Annotated in this window: 13 protein-coding genes; 3 read left to right on the top strand and 10 right to left on the bottom strand. The window is 69.2% G+C overall.

Annotated elements, in window-relative coordinates:
* Positions 1-11 precede the first annotated feature (11 nt).
* Positions 12-1,331 carry an oxalate/formate MFS antiporter gene (gene oxlT / locus EHF44_RS18575; protein ID WP_124685221.1) on the top strand — a complete coding sequence of 440 codons (1,320 nt, stop codon included), beginning with the start codon at positions 12-14 and terminating at the stop codon, positions 1,329-1,331.
* Positions 1,332-1,410: 79 nt separating this feature from the next.
* Here the strand turns inward: oxlT and shc are convergent, their stop codons facing one another.
* On the bottom strand, positions 1,411-3,390 hold the full coding sequence (gene shc / locus EHF44_RS18570; protein WP_124685220.1) for a squalene--hopene cyclase: 1,980 nt from the start codon (positions 3,388-3,390) through the stop codon (positions 1,411-1,413).
* Positions 3,387-3,974: a TetR/AcrR family transcriptional regulator gene (locus EHF44_RS18565; protein ID WP_124685219.1), complete on the bottom strand. Its 588-nt coding sequence runs from the start codon at positions 3,972-3,974 to the stop codon at positions 3,387-3,389. Before EHF44_RS18565 ends, shc begins: the two co-directional genes overlap by 4 nt.
* A 160-nt stretch (positions 3,975-4,134) precedes the next feature.
* On the opposite strand from EHF44_RS18565, the gene EHF44_RS18560 reads away from it, so the two are divergent.
* Positions 4,135-5,688 carry a methyl-accepting chemotaxis protein gene (locus EHF44_RS18560; protein ID WP_124685218.1) on the top strand — a complete coding sequence of 518 codons (1,554 nt, stop codon included), beginning with the start codon at positions 4,135-4,137 and terminating at the stop codon, positions 5,686-5,688.
* 27 nt (positions 5,689-5,715) lie between these two features.
* Here EHF44_RS18560 and EHF44_RS18555 read toward each other — a convergent pair whose 3' ends face one another.
* The 6 genes from EHF44_RS18555 to EHF44_RS18530 form a co-directional block, all read right to left on the bottom strand.
* Complete coding sequence (locus EHF44_RS18555) at positions 5,716-5,910, bottom strand: DUF1653 domain-containing protein (protein ID WP_253700388.1); 195 nt, start codon at positions 5,908-5,910, stop codon at positions 5,716-5,718.
* A 173-nt stretch (positions 5,911-6,083) separates the two neighbouring features.
* Positions 6,084-6,635, bottom strand: coding sequence for an RNA polymerase factor sigma-70 (locus EHF44_RS18550; protein WP_301337491.1), 552 nt, complete (start codon positions 6,633-6,635; stop codon positions 6,084-6,086).
* 411 nt (positions 6,636-7,046) lie between these two features.
* The gene (locus EHF44_RS18545) at positions 7,047-8,450 is read right to left on the bottom strand and encodes a lysine N(6)-hydroxylase/L-ornithine N(5)-oxygenase family protein (RefSeq protein WP_124685215.1); all 1,404 of its coding nucleotides are present in this window, start codon (positions 8,448-8,450) and stop codon (positions 7,047-7,049) included.
* Between the two features lie 65 nt (positions 8,451-8,515).
* A complete protein-coding gene (locus EHF44_RS18540) occupies positions 8,516-9,535 on the bottom strand; it encodes a GNAT family N-acetyltransferase (RefSeq protein WP_124685214.1) in 1,020 nt (339 codons plus the stop codon).
* 78 nt (positions 9,536-9,613) lie between these two features.
* Positions 9,614-10,603, bottom strand: a complete 990-nt coding sequence (locus EHF44_RS18535) for an alpha/beta hydrolase (RefSeq protein WP_124685213.1) — start codon at positions 10,601-10,603, stop codon at positions 9,614-9,616.
* A gap of 22 nt (positions 10,604-10,625) precedes the next feature.
* Complete coding sequence (locus EHF44_RS18530) at positions 10,626-12,269, bottom strand: cyclic peptide export ABC transporter (protein WP_124685212.1); 1,644 nt, start codon at positions 12,267-12,269, stop codon at positions 10,626-10,628.
* Positions 12,270-12,473: 204 nt separating this feature from the next.
* On the opposite strand from EHF44_RS18530, the gene fhuF reads away from it, so the two are divergent.
* Positions 12,474-13,217, top strand: a complete 744-nt coding sequence (gene fhuF / locus EHF44_RS18525) for a siderophore-iron reductase FhuF (protein WP_124685211.1) — start codon at positions 12,474-12,476, stop codon at positions 13,215-13,217.
* Here the strand turns inward: fhuF and EHF44_RS18520 are convergent.
* On the bottom strand, positions 13,165-13,353 hold the full coding sequence (locus EHF44_RS18520; RefSeq protein ID WP_124685210.1) for a hypothetical protein: 189 nt from the start codon (positions 13,351-13,353) through the stop codon (positions 13,165-13,167). The two genes, fhuF and EHF44_RS18520, sit on opposite strands and share 53 nt — an antisense overlap.
* Positions 13,350-14,510, bottom strand: coding sequence for a PepSY-associated TM helix domain-containing protein (locus EHF44_RS18515; RefSeq protein WP_124685209.1), 1,161 nt, complete (start codon positions 14,508-14,510; stop codon positions 13,350-13,352). The genes EHF44_RS18520 and EHF44_RS18515 overlap by 4 nt, the downstream gene beginning before the upstream one ends.
* Positions 14,511-14,516: the final 6 nt, after the last annotated feature.

The raw sequence follows: 14,516 nt of genomic DNA, 5'->3' as shown, positions 1-14,516 counted from the left end.
GGGAGCGCGCAATGACTTACGCAACGTCGGGGGCCATGCGCCCCAATCCGCAGGTTTCGGAACGCCGCCGCTGGCTGCAGCTCCTGGTCGGCGTGGTCTGCATGATCGCCACGGCCAATATCCAGTACGCCTGGACATTGTTCGTGCCGGAAATCCAGGACACATTCGGCTGGTCACGCGCCAATATCCAGATCGCCTTTACGATCTTCGTGCTGGTGCAGACCTGGCTGGCGCCGATCGAAGGGTATTTCATCGATAAATTCGGGCCCCGCCTGATGGTGGCGTTTGGCGCACTATTCATCGGCTTCGCCTGGGTGATCAATTCGCAGGCCACCACGCTGATGGGCTTCTACGTCGGCGCCGCCGTGGGCGGGCTGGGCGTGGGGTCGATCTACGCCACCTGTATCAACAACGCCATCAAGTGGTTCCCGGACCGCCGCGGCCTGGCCGTGGGCCTGACGGCCGGCGGCTACGGCGCGGGCTCGGCGGCCACGATCCTGCCGATCGCGGCGATGATCGAGTCGCAGGGCTTCCAGCACACGTTCATGTTCTTCGGCATCCTGCAGGGCTCGCTGGCGTTCCTGGCCGCGTGGTTCCTGCGCGCGCCGCAGGCGAACGAGGTGAAGGCGTCCAGCAAGATCTACCAGTCCACGCGCGACTACACGCTCGGCGAAGCGCTGCGCACCAAGCTGTTCTGGCTGATGCTGGTGATGTTCGTGCTGGTGGTGACGGGCGGCATGATGGCCGTGGCGCAACTGGGCGTGATCGCCAAGGACCTCGGCGTCAAGGAGTTCAAGGTCAACCTGTACTTCTTCACGATGGCCGCGCTGCCGCTGGCGCTGATGCTCGACCGCGTGATGAACGGCATCTCCCGACCGTTGTTCGGATGGATTTCCGACAACATCGGCCGAGAGAAGACGATGGTGATCGCGTTCTCGCTCGAAGGCATCGGGATCATCGCGCTGGGCTACTTCGGCAGCAACCCGTACGCGTTCCTGATCCTGTCGGGGCTGGTGTTCCTGGCGTGGGGCGAGGTGTATTCGCTGTTCTCGGCACTGGCCGGCGACGCGTTCGGCACCAAGCACATTGGCAAGATCTACGGGGTGCTCTATACCGCAAAGGGGATCGGCGCGCTGTTCGTGCCAATCGGCAACCTGATGATGGAGGCCACGGGCACATGGTCCACTGTGCTCTACACCGTGGCGACGATGGACCTGATGGCCGCGTTCCTGGCGTTCACGGTACTGAGACCGGTGTTCTCCAACCACGTGGCGGCCGCGAAACAGCGATACGCGGACGAGCAGAGGGCGGGTACGCAGGTGCCAGCCTGACGCGAATGGAAGGGCGCCCATGGCGGGCGCTATGGAAAAATGGGGCGCTCCGGCGCCCCATTTTCTTTCTCCCAGCCCCTCAGGCCAGTTCCCGCTCCGGCACCGTTGCCGGACGGGTGGCTTCTGCCGGCCGCCTGCCGGCCAGCCGCCGGTACCGGCCCAGCGCCCACAGCGGGAAGTACGCCGTGTAGCCGTGGTACTTCAGGTGGAAGATGCGCGGGAAGCCCGGGGCGTTGTGGAACGGGTGCGTCCAGAAGCCGTCGTCGCCCTGGTTGCGCACCAGCCATGCCACGCCGCGTTTCACCGAATCGGATTCATGCTCGCCTAGCGCAAGCTGGCCCAGCAGCGCCCAGGCGGTATGTTCGGCCGTGCTGCCGGCCGCGTGCGTGCCGGCCAGTTCGGGATGCAGGTAGCTGTCGTTCGTCTCGCCCCAGCCGCCGTCGGCCAGTTGCTTGCCGCGCAGCCAGTCCACCGCCTTGCGCACCATCGGCAGCTTGCGGTCGACGCCGGCCAGCGCCAGGCCGGCCAGTACGCTCCACGTGCCATAGATATAGTTGGTGCCCCAGCGGCCCCACCAGCTACCGTCGGGCTGCTGGGTGTCGCGCAGGTAGCCGATGCAGCGGTCGCGCGCCGTGGCGTCCTGCGGGCGGCGGGTCACGCCCATGGCCAGCAGCATGCGGCCGGACACGTCCTCGGTCGGCGGGTCCAGCAGGGCGCCGTGGTCGGCGAACGGGATGGCGTTCAGGTAGTCGCGGTCGCAGTCGGCGTCGAACGCGCCAAAGCCGCCGTTCTTCGACTGCAGGCCGATCGACCAGTCCAGCGCGCGGTCCACGTGCGGCTGGAACCGTTCCGCCTGGCCCGTGCGCTGGCCGTGCGCGTGCAGCATGGCCAGCACCACCGCCGTATCGTCGATGTCGGGGTAGTAGGGATTCTCGTACTGGAACGCCCAGCCGCCCGGCCGGGTGCCCGGCGCGGCGTTGTGCTGCCAGTCGCCGGTCAGGTCCAGCACCTGGCGCGCGGTCATCCAGTCGTAGCCGCGCGCGACGGCCTCGGCCGAGCGCGGGCTGGCCGGCGCCTGTTCCAGCGCCATCAGGCTCCACGCGGTGTCCCAGACCGGCGAGAGGCAGGGCTGGCAGTACGACACGCCGTCGTCGCGATGCACCACCAGCTTCTTCAGCGCGTCCATGCAGTCGCGCCGCATCGGATGGTCCTTGGCATAGCCCATCAGCACCATCATCTCGTAGGCGTAGACCATGGGCGGGAAGATGCCGCCGAAGCCGTCCTCGCCGTTCATCCGCTCCTCGCTCCAGCGCACCGCCCGCTCGATGGCCTTGCGGCGCAGCGCGCGCGGGATCAGCGGTTCCACGTGGCGCACCACGCGGTCCAGCTTCAGGAACAGGCCCTGCAGGCCGCGCTTGCGCGGAAAGTACTCGGTCTCCAGATCGGGCGGCGTGACGAACAGTTCCTGCACGTGGATGCCGAGCGGATTCCTGGCGCGCGCCCGCATCGAGCACAGCACCAGCAGCGGCACCATCGTGGTCCGCGCCCAGTACGCCACCTTGTCCATGTGGATCGGCGCCCAGCGCGGGAACAGCACGAACTCCACGGGCATGAACGGCGTGGCGCGCCACGGCACCTCGCCGAACGTGGCCAGCAGGATGCGCGTGAAGACGTTGGATTTCGCCGCGCCCCCGTGCGCCAGGATGGCGTCGCGCGCCTGCACCATGTGCGGGGCGTCAGGCGAATCGCCGGCGGCCTTCAGCGCAAAGTACGCCTTGACGCTGCACGACACGTCGACGTCGCCGCCGTAGTACAGGTCCCACGCGCCGTGCCGGTCGCGCCGCTGCAGCGCGCGCAGGTAGCGCGCCATGCGGGCCTGCAGCGCGGTGTCGATCTCGTCGACGAAATGCATCATCAGGATGTATTCGGCCGTGATCGTGGCGTCCGATTCAAGTTCGAAACACCAGTGGCCGTCGGGCTGCTGCAGGTCCAGCAGGGCGTCGCGGGCGCGTTCCAGCGCGGCATCGAGATCCGATGCCGGAATGTCTTGGGGCGTCATGCTTGTTCTGTTGCCGGGCGCGGGCGGGTCATCTGTTCGAGTTGGCGCACCAGCGCCGCGCGTTGTGTGGGATCGATCGAGCGATGGCCGAGCAGGTCGGCCAGCCACAGGCCGTCGGCGGCCAGCCGGCACAGCAGCAGCCGCGTGGCATCGTCGCACCCGGCGGCGTCATGCTGCAGCGACGCGGCCTCCCATGCCTGGTAGGGCATGCGGAATTCGGGGCGGGCCATGACCAGCATCATCGCGGCCTTCCACAGCTCGCGCTCGCCGGCCTCGACAAAGCCGTCGGCCGACGCGCGCAGGTAGGCGCGCGTATGGCGGCCGTGCGGTTCGGTATCAGACGCCGCCACGGTCTCCACCTGGCGCTTGAAATGGTCGAGCACCTCGCTCGACAGCGCCTGCAGCAGTTCCTGCTTGCTCGAAAAGTGGTGTTGCAGGCCCCCCTTGGACACGCCGGCGCGGGCCGCGACGGCGTTGAGCGTGACCGCGCCAATGCCTTCCTCGACCAGCAGGTCGATGGTGGCGGCGATCAGGCGGTCGCGGATCAGCTGGGGCTGCTTGGGGCGGCGGTGGGCTTCGCTCATGGCGGCGGAAGATACCATCCGGACGGATTGTTTGCAATGTGGGCCCGGCGCCGCGCGCCAATGTCTACATATGTCTACATGCGTGTAAAAGCTTCAGCCGGGGTGGCGGCTGGCCGTTAGTGCGCTGCAGCATCGACAACGGTTTTCCTGATACGCGACCATGCCCACCAGACTTTCGATCCGTTTCCGCCTCAACGCGGCCCTGGCCGTGCTGGCCGCCTTGCTGACCCTGATCGGCATCATCGGCGTGTTCGGCATGCGGGCGTCCATTGCCGATATCCGCGAGATCTACACCAACCAGCTTGCCTCCACGCGCTACGTGGCGGCGTCGCAGTTGAACGCGGCCGTGGTGCGCACCACGCTGGACCGCGCCGTGTTCCACCCGGACGCGGCCGACGTGCCGGCCACCATCGACAAGGCCGCCGCCTACCGCGACAAGTCCGAGCAGGCGTGGCGCGCCTACCAGGCGCTGGCCAAGTCGCCGGAGGAGCAGGCGCTGTCCGACAAGGTGGCGGCGCTGCGCCAGCGGTTCTTCACCGAAGGTGTCGAGCCGCTGGTGGCTGCGCTGCGCGCCCACGACACGGCCGCCGTCGACCAGCAGGTCATGGCCCGCATCCCGCCGATGTTCGTCGAACTGACCGCCGCCGTGAACGCGCTGGAACGCAACCAGAGCGACCAGGCGCAGCAGATGTACGAGCACGCCACGGCCCGCTCGCAACGGTTCCTGTGGATGGTGATCGGTGCCATCGGCGTGGGCATCGCCGGCGCGCTGGCCTGCGCCATCGGCCTGCGCCGCGCCATCTCGGTGCCGCTGGTGAGCATGCTGGAAAGTTTCGGCCGTATCTCGCAGGGCGACCTGACCGAGCGCATCCGCGCCACCAGCCACGACGAGATGGGCGACCTGACGCAGGGCCTGCAGCGGATGCAGTCGGGGCTGGTCCATGCCATCCACACGATGCGCGGTGGCAGCGACGCCATCGCCACGGCCACGCGCCAGATCGCGGCCGGCAACCTGGACCTGTCGCAGCGCACCGAGCAGCAGGCGAGCGCGCTGCAGGAAACGGCGGCCAGCATGGAACAACTGACGGCCATCGTGCGCCAGAACGCCGAGAACGCCCACCAGGCCAACCTCCTGGCCGCCGAAGCGTCCGACACCGCGTCGCGCGGCGGCGAGGACATGCGCAACGTGGTGTCGACGATGAGCGGCATCCAGCAGGCGTCGCGCCGCATCGGCGAAATCACGGCCGTGATCGAGGGCATCGCGTTCCAGACCAATATCCTGGCGCTGAACGCCGCCGTGGAGGCCGCGCGGGCCGGCGAGCAGGGCCGCGGCTTTGCCGTGGTGGCGGGCGAGGTGCGCGAACTGGCGCAGCGCTCGGCGTCGGCGGCCAAGGAGATCGTGCAGCTGATTACCGATACCGTCGATCAGGTGGAAGCCGGCACGCGGCAGGTGGACAAGGCCGGCACGACGATGCAGGACCTGGTGCAGGCCGTGGGCCGCGTCACGTCGATCATGGGCGAGATCAGCACCGCGTCGCGTGAGCAGAGCGCCGGCATCGACCAGGTCGGCAAGGCCGTCACGCAGATGGACCAGATGACGCAGCAGAACGCCGCGCTGGTGGAAGAGGCCGCCGCGGCGGCCCAGGCGCTGGAGGAACAGGCCGACGTGCTGCGCGCCTCGGTGTCGTCGTTCCAGGTGCCGGCGCTGGCCTGAGCCGCCGGCCGCCCGGTCAGTCCCGGCTCAGAGCGGCGCGAAGCGCAGCCGCTCGTCTTCCAGCCGCCCGTGGAACATCTCCGCCGGGCGCACCCACGGCGACGTGTCATGCGGCCAGAGATGGACGTAGACAGTCAGCACGTCGCCGTCTTCCGAATGTTTCGCCTCAAAGACGCGACGGTATAGCCCGCCCTTGTAATGGCGATGGGTGGCCAGCTTCAGCGCCTCGGCCTCGCTGGCGGGGCGGTAGCGCGGATTGCGGCCTTCGCCGAATTCGCTGACGAGCGCGAACGCCTGCGTGATCGCGTCGATGTCGGTGTCTTGCATGGAAAGCTCCGGTACGGCCCGCGTGCGCGGGCAAGGCCCGGCATTCTACGCGGCGCCGCCGGGCACGCTCAGATGGCCTGCTGGCGCGTCAGCCGGGCGCGGCAATGGATGCAGGCGTCGCGCACCATGAAGTTCACCAGCGTGGGCGACACGCCCAGCTGCGACGCGATGTCCTTCTGCGCCATCCCCTGCACGCGGCACATCTCGAACGCCCGCTGGGTGCGCTCGGGCAGCTCCGCCAGCGCCCCGGCCAGCGCGCACAGCGCCTGCCGGCCGATCATGATCAGGTCCGGCGCGGTGGTGGGCGACGGCGCGTTGATGCCCTCGTCCTCGTCGGCCATCCATCGCTGCTCCAGCGACTGGCGGCGATAGGTGTCGATGGCCAGGTTGCGCACCACCTGGAACAGGTAGCTGAGCCGGCAGCGGATGGCGCCGTCGTCGGTCATGTCGCGCAGCCGCAGGAAGGCGTCCTGCACCACGTCTTCGGCCACGTCGCGCGAGCCGACGATGCGGGCGGCGGCACCCACCAGCGCGCGCCGGTTTTCCATGAACAACCCTAATAGCGTGTCTGCGCCCACGGGCGCGGCGGGGCGTTTCTCAACTTCGGTTGCGGGAATCACGGGGGCGGCTCCTAGGGGCTGATGCAGTCAGGAGCAGGTACGTTAATAATAATGAGAATGATAGTCAATTAACTAAACTGTAACCCTGTTGTTACTTCAGGCGCCGAAACTGTCACGATTCCAGCATGTGGAAGCCATTAAATTGCGCGATGGCTGGTTCGTCTAGGGAAACGGCCATGCGGGAGCGGCGCGATTAAATTTCCGGCCAGGCCGCTCGTCACCATTCGATTGGGGATACACCAGGCCGGTCGCCGGCAGCGCCAGACGGCTGTGGCGTCGGGGCAACTCCGGCAAAAAGCCTTGTCGACGGAAGGGGATCGCCGCGATGGACGGGCGGCAGGTGAGGCGGGCGGGTCCGCCCGGCCATGTGCCGATGCGGACCCGGTAAGCGGGCGAGTGGAAGGCTGGCGCTCAGGCCGCGGCGGCCTGGCTTGCGGCGGCCGCCGACTGAGGCGTCCAGCCACGGCCGGCGTGCAGCGCGTCGTGGATCGCGCTGGCGATTTCCTCGGCGCGTACCGGCAGCACGGACAGCAGCGTGTCGCTCAGGCCATGGCTGCTCTGGCAGAAGCCTTGCAGATAGACCGGCACGGCCAGTTCCGCCGACGCCTGCACGCGATAGTTGCGGTCGACCGAGAAGTCGCCCAGGTGGTCCGCCAGCGGCGCCAGCAGCCGCCGGTGGCTCTCGCGCTCGTAGCCGGTGGCCAGCACCACGGCGTCATAGCGGCGCGTCTCGGTATCGGATGCCCGGCCGGAAGCGCGTCCGGACCCGCCGTCCGCACCGGACATCGCCGTCGGCGCCGTCGACCCGATCGTCAGCTCCACGCCATGCGCACCCGCGTGGGCGGCCAGCGCCGCCTTGCAGGTCAGCAGGTTCACGCGGAACTGGCCGCTCACCTTCTGGCGGTACAGCATCGCGTAGATGCGCTCGATCAGGTCGGCATCGATCACCGAGTAGTTCGTGTTCAGGTATTCGTCGATCAGCCGGTCGCGGCCGGCCTGCGTCTGTTCGTAGACCACGTCGGTGTAGGCCGGCGCAAAGATCTCGTTGACGAACGGGCTGTCGTCGGCCGGCTTCAGCGCCGCGCCGCGCACCAGCCAGTCCACCTTGGCCGACGGATAGTTGTCGTGCAGGTCGATGAACGCCTCGGCGGCGCTCTGGCCCGCGCCGACCACGGCAATCCGCATCGGCTCGCCGCCCGCGCACGGCTGCTGGCGCACCCAGTTCAGGTAGCCGCTGTGATGGGTGATGCGGGCATTCCCGCGCAGCCCGGCAAACGCTGCCGGAATGCGCGGCGTGCCGCCCGTGGACAGCACCACCGACCGCGCCACCCGCACGCGCTCGCGGCCCTGGCCGTCGACGGACACCACCCGCACGCGGTCGATGCGCCCGTCGGCGCCGCGCTGACCATCGGGCTCCACGCGCTGCACGTCCTCGCCCAGGCTGCACTGGTCGGCAAAGTGGCTGGCGGCCCAGCGCAGGTAGTCGTTGTACTCCATTCGGCTCGGATAGAACGTGCGCAGGTTGATGAAATCCACCAGCCGGCCGTGCCGGTGCAGGTAGTTGACAAAGCTGTACGGGCTGGTGGGGTTGCGCATTGACACCAGGTCTTTCAGGAACGAGATCTGCATCTCGCTCTGCGATACCAGCGTGTTGCCGTGCCAGTGGTACTGCTGCTGCTTTTCCAGGAAGTGGGCGTCCAGCGGGCGGCCGGCATCGGCCTGCTCCTGCAGCGCGATGGCGAGCGCCAGGTTGGACGGCCCGAAGCCGATGCCAATCACGTCATGGACGGCGGGTGAGAGGTCGCGAAGCGTCATGGGTACGGTCCTTGGCTGAAACAAGTCGGGAAGGGCGGGACGGCTCCCGCGGGCTGGCAGGGGAATCAGGGGCGCGGGGCGTCCGGCGCCGGCAGCAGCAGGTGCTCGCCGAAGAACCGCTCGCGCAGCAGCATCACCAGCATCGCGCGCTTGTGCGGGAAGTCGAACTCCTTGATCTTCGAGAAGCCTGCCTTGTCCAGGTTGGCAATCTGGCGCACGTGGTCGGCGCGCGGCTCGCCGACGATGCGCTGCGTGCGCGGATCGTCCAGGAACTGGTAGTGCTGGATGGCCGGGAACCACGCGGTCAGGAACTGCTTGCCGCGGAACGCCGGCTCGCCGATCAGCACGTGCCAGCCGCGGTCGTGATCCTGCGCGTCGTAGAACGGCGCGATGCGATTTTCCTTGGCCCAGTAGACCTCGAAGTAGCCGAACGGCGTGTCGTCGAACGCGGCAATCAGCGGCAGCATGTGGCGGTCGTTGATCAGCCCCTGCAGATAGGCGCGATGCTTGGCCTCGTCGCCTTCCTCGTTCCAGAAGTACGCCACGTCGGGGTCGTTCATCCAGCGATGCAGCAGCGGCAGGTCGCGCGCCAGTTCGGCGGCGCGCAGCGTCAGCGTCTGGCCCAGCCAGGGGATGTACCGCGCGTAGACCACGCCGGACGGCTTGGGCGGGCGCTGCGGGTGGCGCTTGCCATCCGAGATCGCGTAGCGCAGCGGATACGGGCCGGCGGACGGCGCCAGGTACAGCTCCGGCCGCTGCCAGAGCTGGCTGGCGTGCGCGCTGCCGTTGTCGAGCACGCCCAGGCTGGCAAGCTGCCGCTCGGCGTCGCGCGATTCGATGCGCAGCCGCAGCGTGCGTGCGGCGCCATGGGCAAAGGCGGCATCGAGCGCGGCCATCGCGGCCGGCACCAGCGCGTCGGCATCGCCTTCGAGAAGCTGCAGCGCGTCGGTGTCCAGCGCAAAGCGCGCGAGCTGGCGCTCGTCCTGCGTCACCGTGAGGCACTGGCCGTCATGGCGGCTCGTGCAGCGCAGCGCGGGCTGGGCGGCAAAGGATAGGTGGGTGAAGGCGGGAATCGGAGTCGGCATCGTTACTGTCCTGCGGAATGAGCGGGCATCGCTGCGTGGATCGGCATGCCTGTTGAGACGATGGACGTGGCGCGCGATTTACAGCGCGTCGGCCGTCTGCGGCACCGCCGCCGTGAAATGCCGGGCCAGCGCCCCGGCGATGTCGTCGAGCGCCTGCCCGGCCTCGGCCACGATGTTCCCCATGCGCAGGAACTCGTGGACCATGCCCGGGTACTCGCGCACGGTGACCGGCACGCCGGCCGCAGCCAGCTTGCGGCCGTAGGCTTGGCCCTCGTCGCACAACGGGTCGCACTCGGCCAGCACGATCCACGCGGGCGCCACGCCAGCGTGATCGGCCGCGCGCAGCGGCGCAAAGCGCCAGTCCTCGCGGTCGCGCGCGTCGCGCAGGTACTGGCTGTAGAACCACTCGATCGTGTCGGTATCGAGCAGGTGGCCCTGGCCGTATTGCCGGTGCGATGCCGTGTCCGTGGTGCCGCCCAGCCCCGCGTAGCACAGCACCTGCAGGCAGGGGCGGGGCAGCGTCGGATCGTCGCGCGCGGCCAGCGCCAGCACGGCGCTCAGCGTGCCGCCGGCACTGTCGCCACCCACGGCGATGCGTGCCGGATCGAGCCCCAGCGCCGGCGCCTGCGCGCCCAGCCACGCCAGCGCGTCGATGGCGTCATGCACGGCCGTCGGAAACTTGTGCTCGGGCGCCAGCCGGTACGCTACCGACACCACGGCGCACGGCGTGCGCGCGGCCAGCGCACTGCATAGCGCGGCATGGGAGTCCAGGCTGCCCACCGTGAAGCCGCCGCTGTGAAAATGCAGCAGCACGGGCAGCGGATCGCCATCGCCATGCGCACGGGGGGCGTACAGCCGGGCGTCGATGCGCTGGCCGTCGCGCGTGGGAATCGACAACGGCTCGACGCGGGGCAGCGGGGCGGGCGGCAGGTCCAGTGCCGTCGACGCCGCGTCGAATTCGCGCCGCGCCTGCGCCGGCGTCAGTTCATGGATGACCGGGCGCTTGCCCGTGGCGGTGGCCATTTCCACCATGTCGAGCAGGGCTTCGAGATCGGGATGCAGGGGCATGGGATACGGGGCTGGGAATGCGTCAGGCGGCGGACGCCACGGGCAGCGGCTGGCTGTGCGCCGGCACGGCGGAATCGGCCACGATCTGGCCGTTCTCGATCTTGATCATGCGGTCGGCCAGGTCGAAGTAGCGGTCGTCGTGCGAGATCACGAGCACGGCCTTGCCCTGCGCGCGCAGTTCCGGCAGCACCTCGCGATAGAAGATGTCCTTGAACAGCGGGTCCTGGTCGGCGGCCCATTCGTCCAGGATCAGCACCGGGCGGCGTTCCAGGCAGGCCACGATCAGGGCCAGCCGCTTGCGCTGGCCCTGCGACAGCGCCTGCGTGTTGAAGCGGCCATCGCGCACGCTGACCTTGTGGCCAAGCTGGAAGCGCGCGATCAGCCGGTTGGCCAGCGCCTCGTCCTGCGGGTCGTGGGCCAGCAGCGTGTCGAACAGGTGGAAGTCCGAGAACACGGCCGAGAACAGCGCGCGATAGTCGGCCAGATGCGCGGCATCGGCGGGCCGGCCGTTGTGCAGCAGGTAGCCCGACAGCGGCGGGTACAGCCCCGCAATCAGCTTGGCCAGCGTGGTCTTGCCGCTGCCGTTGCCGCCCACCAGGAACACGATCTCGCCGGCGTGAAGCGTCAAATCGACCGGCCCCAGCGCAAAGAAGCTGTTCTCGGCCTCGTGGAAGTAGCGATGGCTGGCGCCGTCCAGCGCCACCGACGCAAACGGCGCGGCGGCCGGCGCGCGCGGCGGCGCCTCCGGCTCGGCATCGGCGCCCAGCGCGTCGATGCGTGCGTAGGCCACGCGGCCCATGCTCAGCGCCGGCAGCGCGTTGAGCAGCGATTCCAGCGGCGACATGATGTACAGGAACATGATCGTGAACCCGGTCATCACGGCGGGGTCCAGCGGCGTGGCGCGCGGCGCGAACAGCACGCCGCCGATCACCGCGAAGAACAGGAAGCTGCCAAAGCCCAGCGCGACGAAGAAGATCGACAGGCCGCGCGTGCGCGCGCTGCGCACCGCTTCGAGCGTGGTCCCCAGGCTGTCGCGCAGGAAACTGCGCTGCTTGTCGTGGTTCAGTTTCAGCTCGCGGGCGCCGGCCACCAGCGCCTTGAACTGGCCGTGCAGCGCATCCTGCGCGGTGCCGGCCTGCTTCAGGTGCACCAGCGCGCGGCGGTGGTTCAGGTGATAGACCCACGAGCCGAGGCCCAGTATCGCGCAGGCGATGCCGAACGTCGGCAGCGATAGCCACGCCAGGTAGCCCAGGCAGCCCAGCACCACCATCGCGTTGGTCAGCACCACGGGAATCACCGACAGGCCATTGGCCACGTGCTGGCTGTCGTCGGCCAGCGCGGCCTGCACGCGCGCGTTGCCAGTCTGCTCGATGTGGGGGTAGGGCGCGCCGATAAAGCGCTCGCAGATCTGCGCCCGGATGCGCGCCAGCGCACTCTGGCTCACGCGCACGAACAGCGTGGACGCCAGCGTGCGGCAGGCCAGCACCGCGATGGCCAGCGCCGCGAACGGCAGCGCCAGCCGCGGCGCGTCGGCGCCCTGGGTGGCCAGCACACGGTTGATCAGCGCGACCATGCTGACGGCGCAAAGGCCCGCGGCAAGACTGGCCCCGGCGGCCAGGACGATGGTCAGCCGCAGTTTGCGCGGCAACGAAGCAATGAGCGACATGCGGGAAGGGGATCGGATCGACACTGTCTGGAAGACGGGTGGCGACGGCCGAAAGTTAGGGCCCGGGCAGGGGTAAATTTCGCGGCGGGCTATCCGTCTGCTGTGGAAAGCGGTGCGCCATGTTTCCTCCGCTCTCCCGCACGCGGGAAAGGGGCCGGGAGTAAAGGCCAGCGCCTCCAGCACCGCCACGCTCAAGCCCAACCCATGCTTCCCTTCCTGGCCCCTTATTTTCCCGGCCCGCTGCGCCCCTTCGCCGACCGTCTGTGCCTGGCGGGGCCGGCTGACGCCGTGCCGCAGCCGTGGGTCACCGAGGCGCTGGCACGCGTCGCGCAGGCGCTGGGCTGCGCCGATCGCCGCCCGCTGGCGGCTGCGTGGTTCCGCGACTACACGAAGGCTGTGCTGCCGGGCGCGCTGGTGGCGGCGGCCGTGTATCGGCGGTGCCTGCCGTTCGACCGGGCGTCGCTGCAGCTCGCGGCAAACGGGTATCTCGGCCGCCTGAACCTGCCCGACGATGGCGAGCAGGCGCCAGCCGGTACCCCGTTGCCGGCCTTGCTGTCACCGCTGGTCCATGTGGAAATGCCGAAGGTCGTCGCGGCGCTGGCCGCGGCTGCCAGGGTGCCCGAGCGATTGCTCTGGTGCACCGGCGGCGTCGCCGCAACCGGCATCGCGCGCCAGGTGGCGGCCCATCCGGCGCTGTCCGCCGGAGCAAGGGATGAAGTGCTGGCGTGGATCGGCCACGCGGTGTCCGCCGACGGCCTCGCCAATCCGTTGCATGGCGCGTTCCGCCCCGGCGCGGAGCCCGGTGTGCCGGGCGTGGCGCCGGTGCGGCGCATCTGCTGCCTCAGCTACCGGCTGCCGGCGGAAGGCCACTGCGGCACGTGTCCGCGCGTGGCGGTCAGTCCTGCACGTCCCGCGCGCGCCATTGGCGCCACAGCCACCACGCCGTGACGGCCACGGGCACGCCAAGCCCGACCCAGCACAGCGCGTCCCACGCGCCATCGCCAAAGATGCCGGCGGCCAGCCCTGCCAGCGACAGCGCGCCCAGCAGCCCCGGCATCGGCCACGTATCGTCCATCAGCTTCATGCCTGGTCTCCCGACAACTGCGGTGGCAGCGGCGCGCGCGCGTCCTCGCGGCTGCGGCGCGGGCGCTTGAGCCAGAAGATGAAGCCGGTGACCGTCGCGCCGGCCGTGATGACGGTCAGCAGCGCCCACAGGATCTGCAACGGCCGGCCCGCATAGTCGCCAAAGTGGAACGGCGCCGACAGCAGCAGCACCTGCAGGTACCACGGCATGCCGCGCACGGCGGCCACGCTGCCGTCCCCTGCATCGACCAGCACGATGGCATAGACGCGCTTCTGCAGCTCGGTATGGCCGCGCAGCACCACGCCGTAGTGGCGGCCGGTCGAGAATTCGGTATTGGGATAGAACACGAAGGCCGGGTCCTTGCCCGGCACTTCGCGGTGCGCCTGCTCCAGCGCGCGGTCCACCGGCACGAACGTGGCCGGCGTGGGGCCGGGCAGCGTGGCGATCAGGTGCTGGAGCTCGGTCTTCTGCCACACGCCGATGATCAGCGGCGAGAACGACAGGAAGGTGCCCGTCAGCCCCACCACCAGCGCCCAGACCATCACGACGATGCCGAACAGGTTGTGCAGGTCGGCCTGCACGATCCGCACCGGCTTGCCGAACCGCACCAGCCCGAACGCCAGCTTGCGCATGAATGGCCCGTAGACCACCAGCCCGCTGATCAGGCTCAGCACGAACAGCACGCCGATGAAGCCGATGAAGAACTGCCCGGGCAGCCCCAGGAACAGGTTCAGGTGTAGCTTCAGGATGAAGCCGCTGAACGTCTCGCCCGGCGGACCCGGCTTGCGCGTGGCGCCCGTGGCCGCGTCGAACTGCGTGGTCGTGCCGTTGCGCAGCTTCGGCTCTCCGGGCGGGCCCACGCGCACGCCCACGGCATCGGCATCGTCGTCGGCAAACGATATCGACTTGGCCACCTGGCCCGGATGCGCGGCCTGTGCGGCATCGACCAGCGACTGCAGCGGCGGACGCTGCGCCGGCACGGCCACGGTGCGCTCGGCGGCCACCAGGCCGTGGTGCTCCTGGCCCAGCAGGGCGTCGATGTCCTCGTGGAAGATCAGCAGCAGCCCGGTCACGCACAGCACCAGCAGGTTCAGCGTGCACAGCAGGCTGGTCCAGCGGTGGATGGCATACCAGATGCGCAGGGTGGGGGCTTTCATGTGGGC

The organism is Cupriavidus pauculus (assembly GCF_003854935.1).
Lineage (GTDB): Bacteria > Pseudomonadota > Gammaproteobacteria > Burkholderiales > Burkholderiaceae > Cupriavidus > Cupriavidus pauculus_C.
Note: the sequence above shows the minus strand (reverse complement) of the source record. Positions and strands in the feature narration are given on the sequence as shown.

Coding starts and splice junctions, on each gene's coding strand:
- shc (WP_124685220.1), bottom strand. CDS start 3,390: ATGACGCCCCAAGACATTCCGGCATCGGATCTCGATGCCGCGCTGGAA.
- EHF44_RS18515 (WP_124685209.1), bottom strand. CDS start 14,510: ATGAAAGCCCCCACCCTGCGCATCTGGTATGCCATCCACCGCTGGACC.
- EHF44_RS18540 (WP_124685214.1), bottom strand. CDS start 9,535: ATGCCGACTCCGATTCCCGCCTTCACCCACCTATCCTTTGCCGCCCAG.
- EHF44_RS18520 (WP_124685210.1), bottom strand. CDS start 13,353: ATGAAGCTGATGGACGATACGTGGCCGATGCCGGGGCTGCTGGGCGCG.
- EHF44_RS18560 (WP_124685218.1), top strand. CDS start 4,135: ATGCCCACCAGACTTTCGATCCGTTTCCGCCTCAACGCGGCCCTGGCC.
- EHF44_RS18545 (WP_124685215.1), bottom strand. CDS start 8,450: ATGACGCTTCGCGACCTCTCACCCGCCGTCCATGACGTGATTGGCATC.
- EHF44_RS18530 (WP_124685212.1), bottom strand. CDS start 12,269: ATGTCGCTCATTGCTTCGTTGCCGCGCAAACTGCGGCTGACCATCGTC.
- fhuF (WP_124685211.1), top strand. CDS start 12,474: ATGCTTCCCTTCCTGGCCCCTTATTTTCCCGGCCCGCTGCGCCCCTTC.
- EHF44_RS18565 (WP_124685219.1), bottom strand. CDS start 3,974: ATGAGCGAAGCCCACCGCCGCCCCAAGCAGCCCCAGCTGATCCGCGAC.
- oxlT (WP_124685221.1), top strand. CDS start 12: ATGACTTACGCAACGTCGGGGGCCATGCGCCCCAATCCGCAGGTTTCG.
- EHF44_RS18535 (WP_124685213.1), bottom strand. CDS start 10,603: ATGCCCCTGCATCCCGATCTCGAAGCCCTGCTCGACATGGTGGAAATG.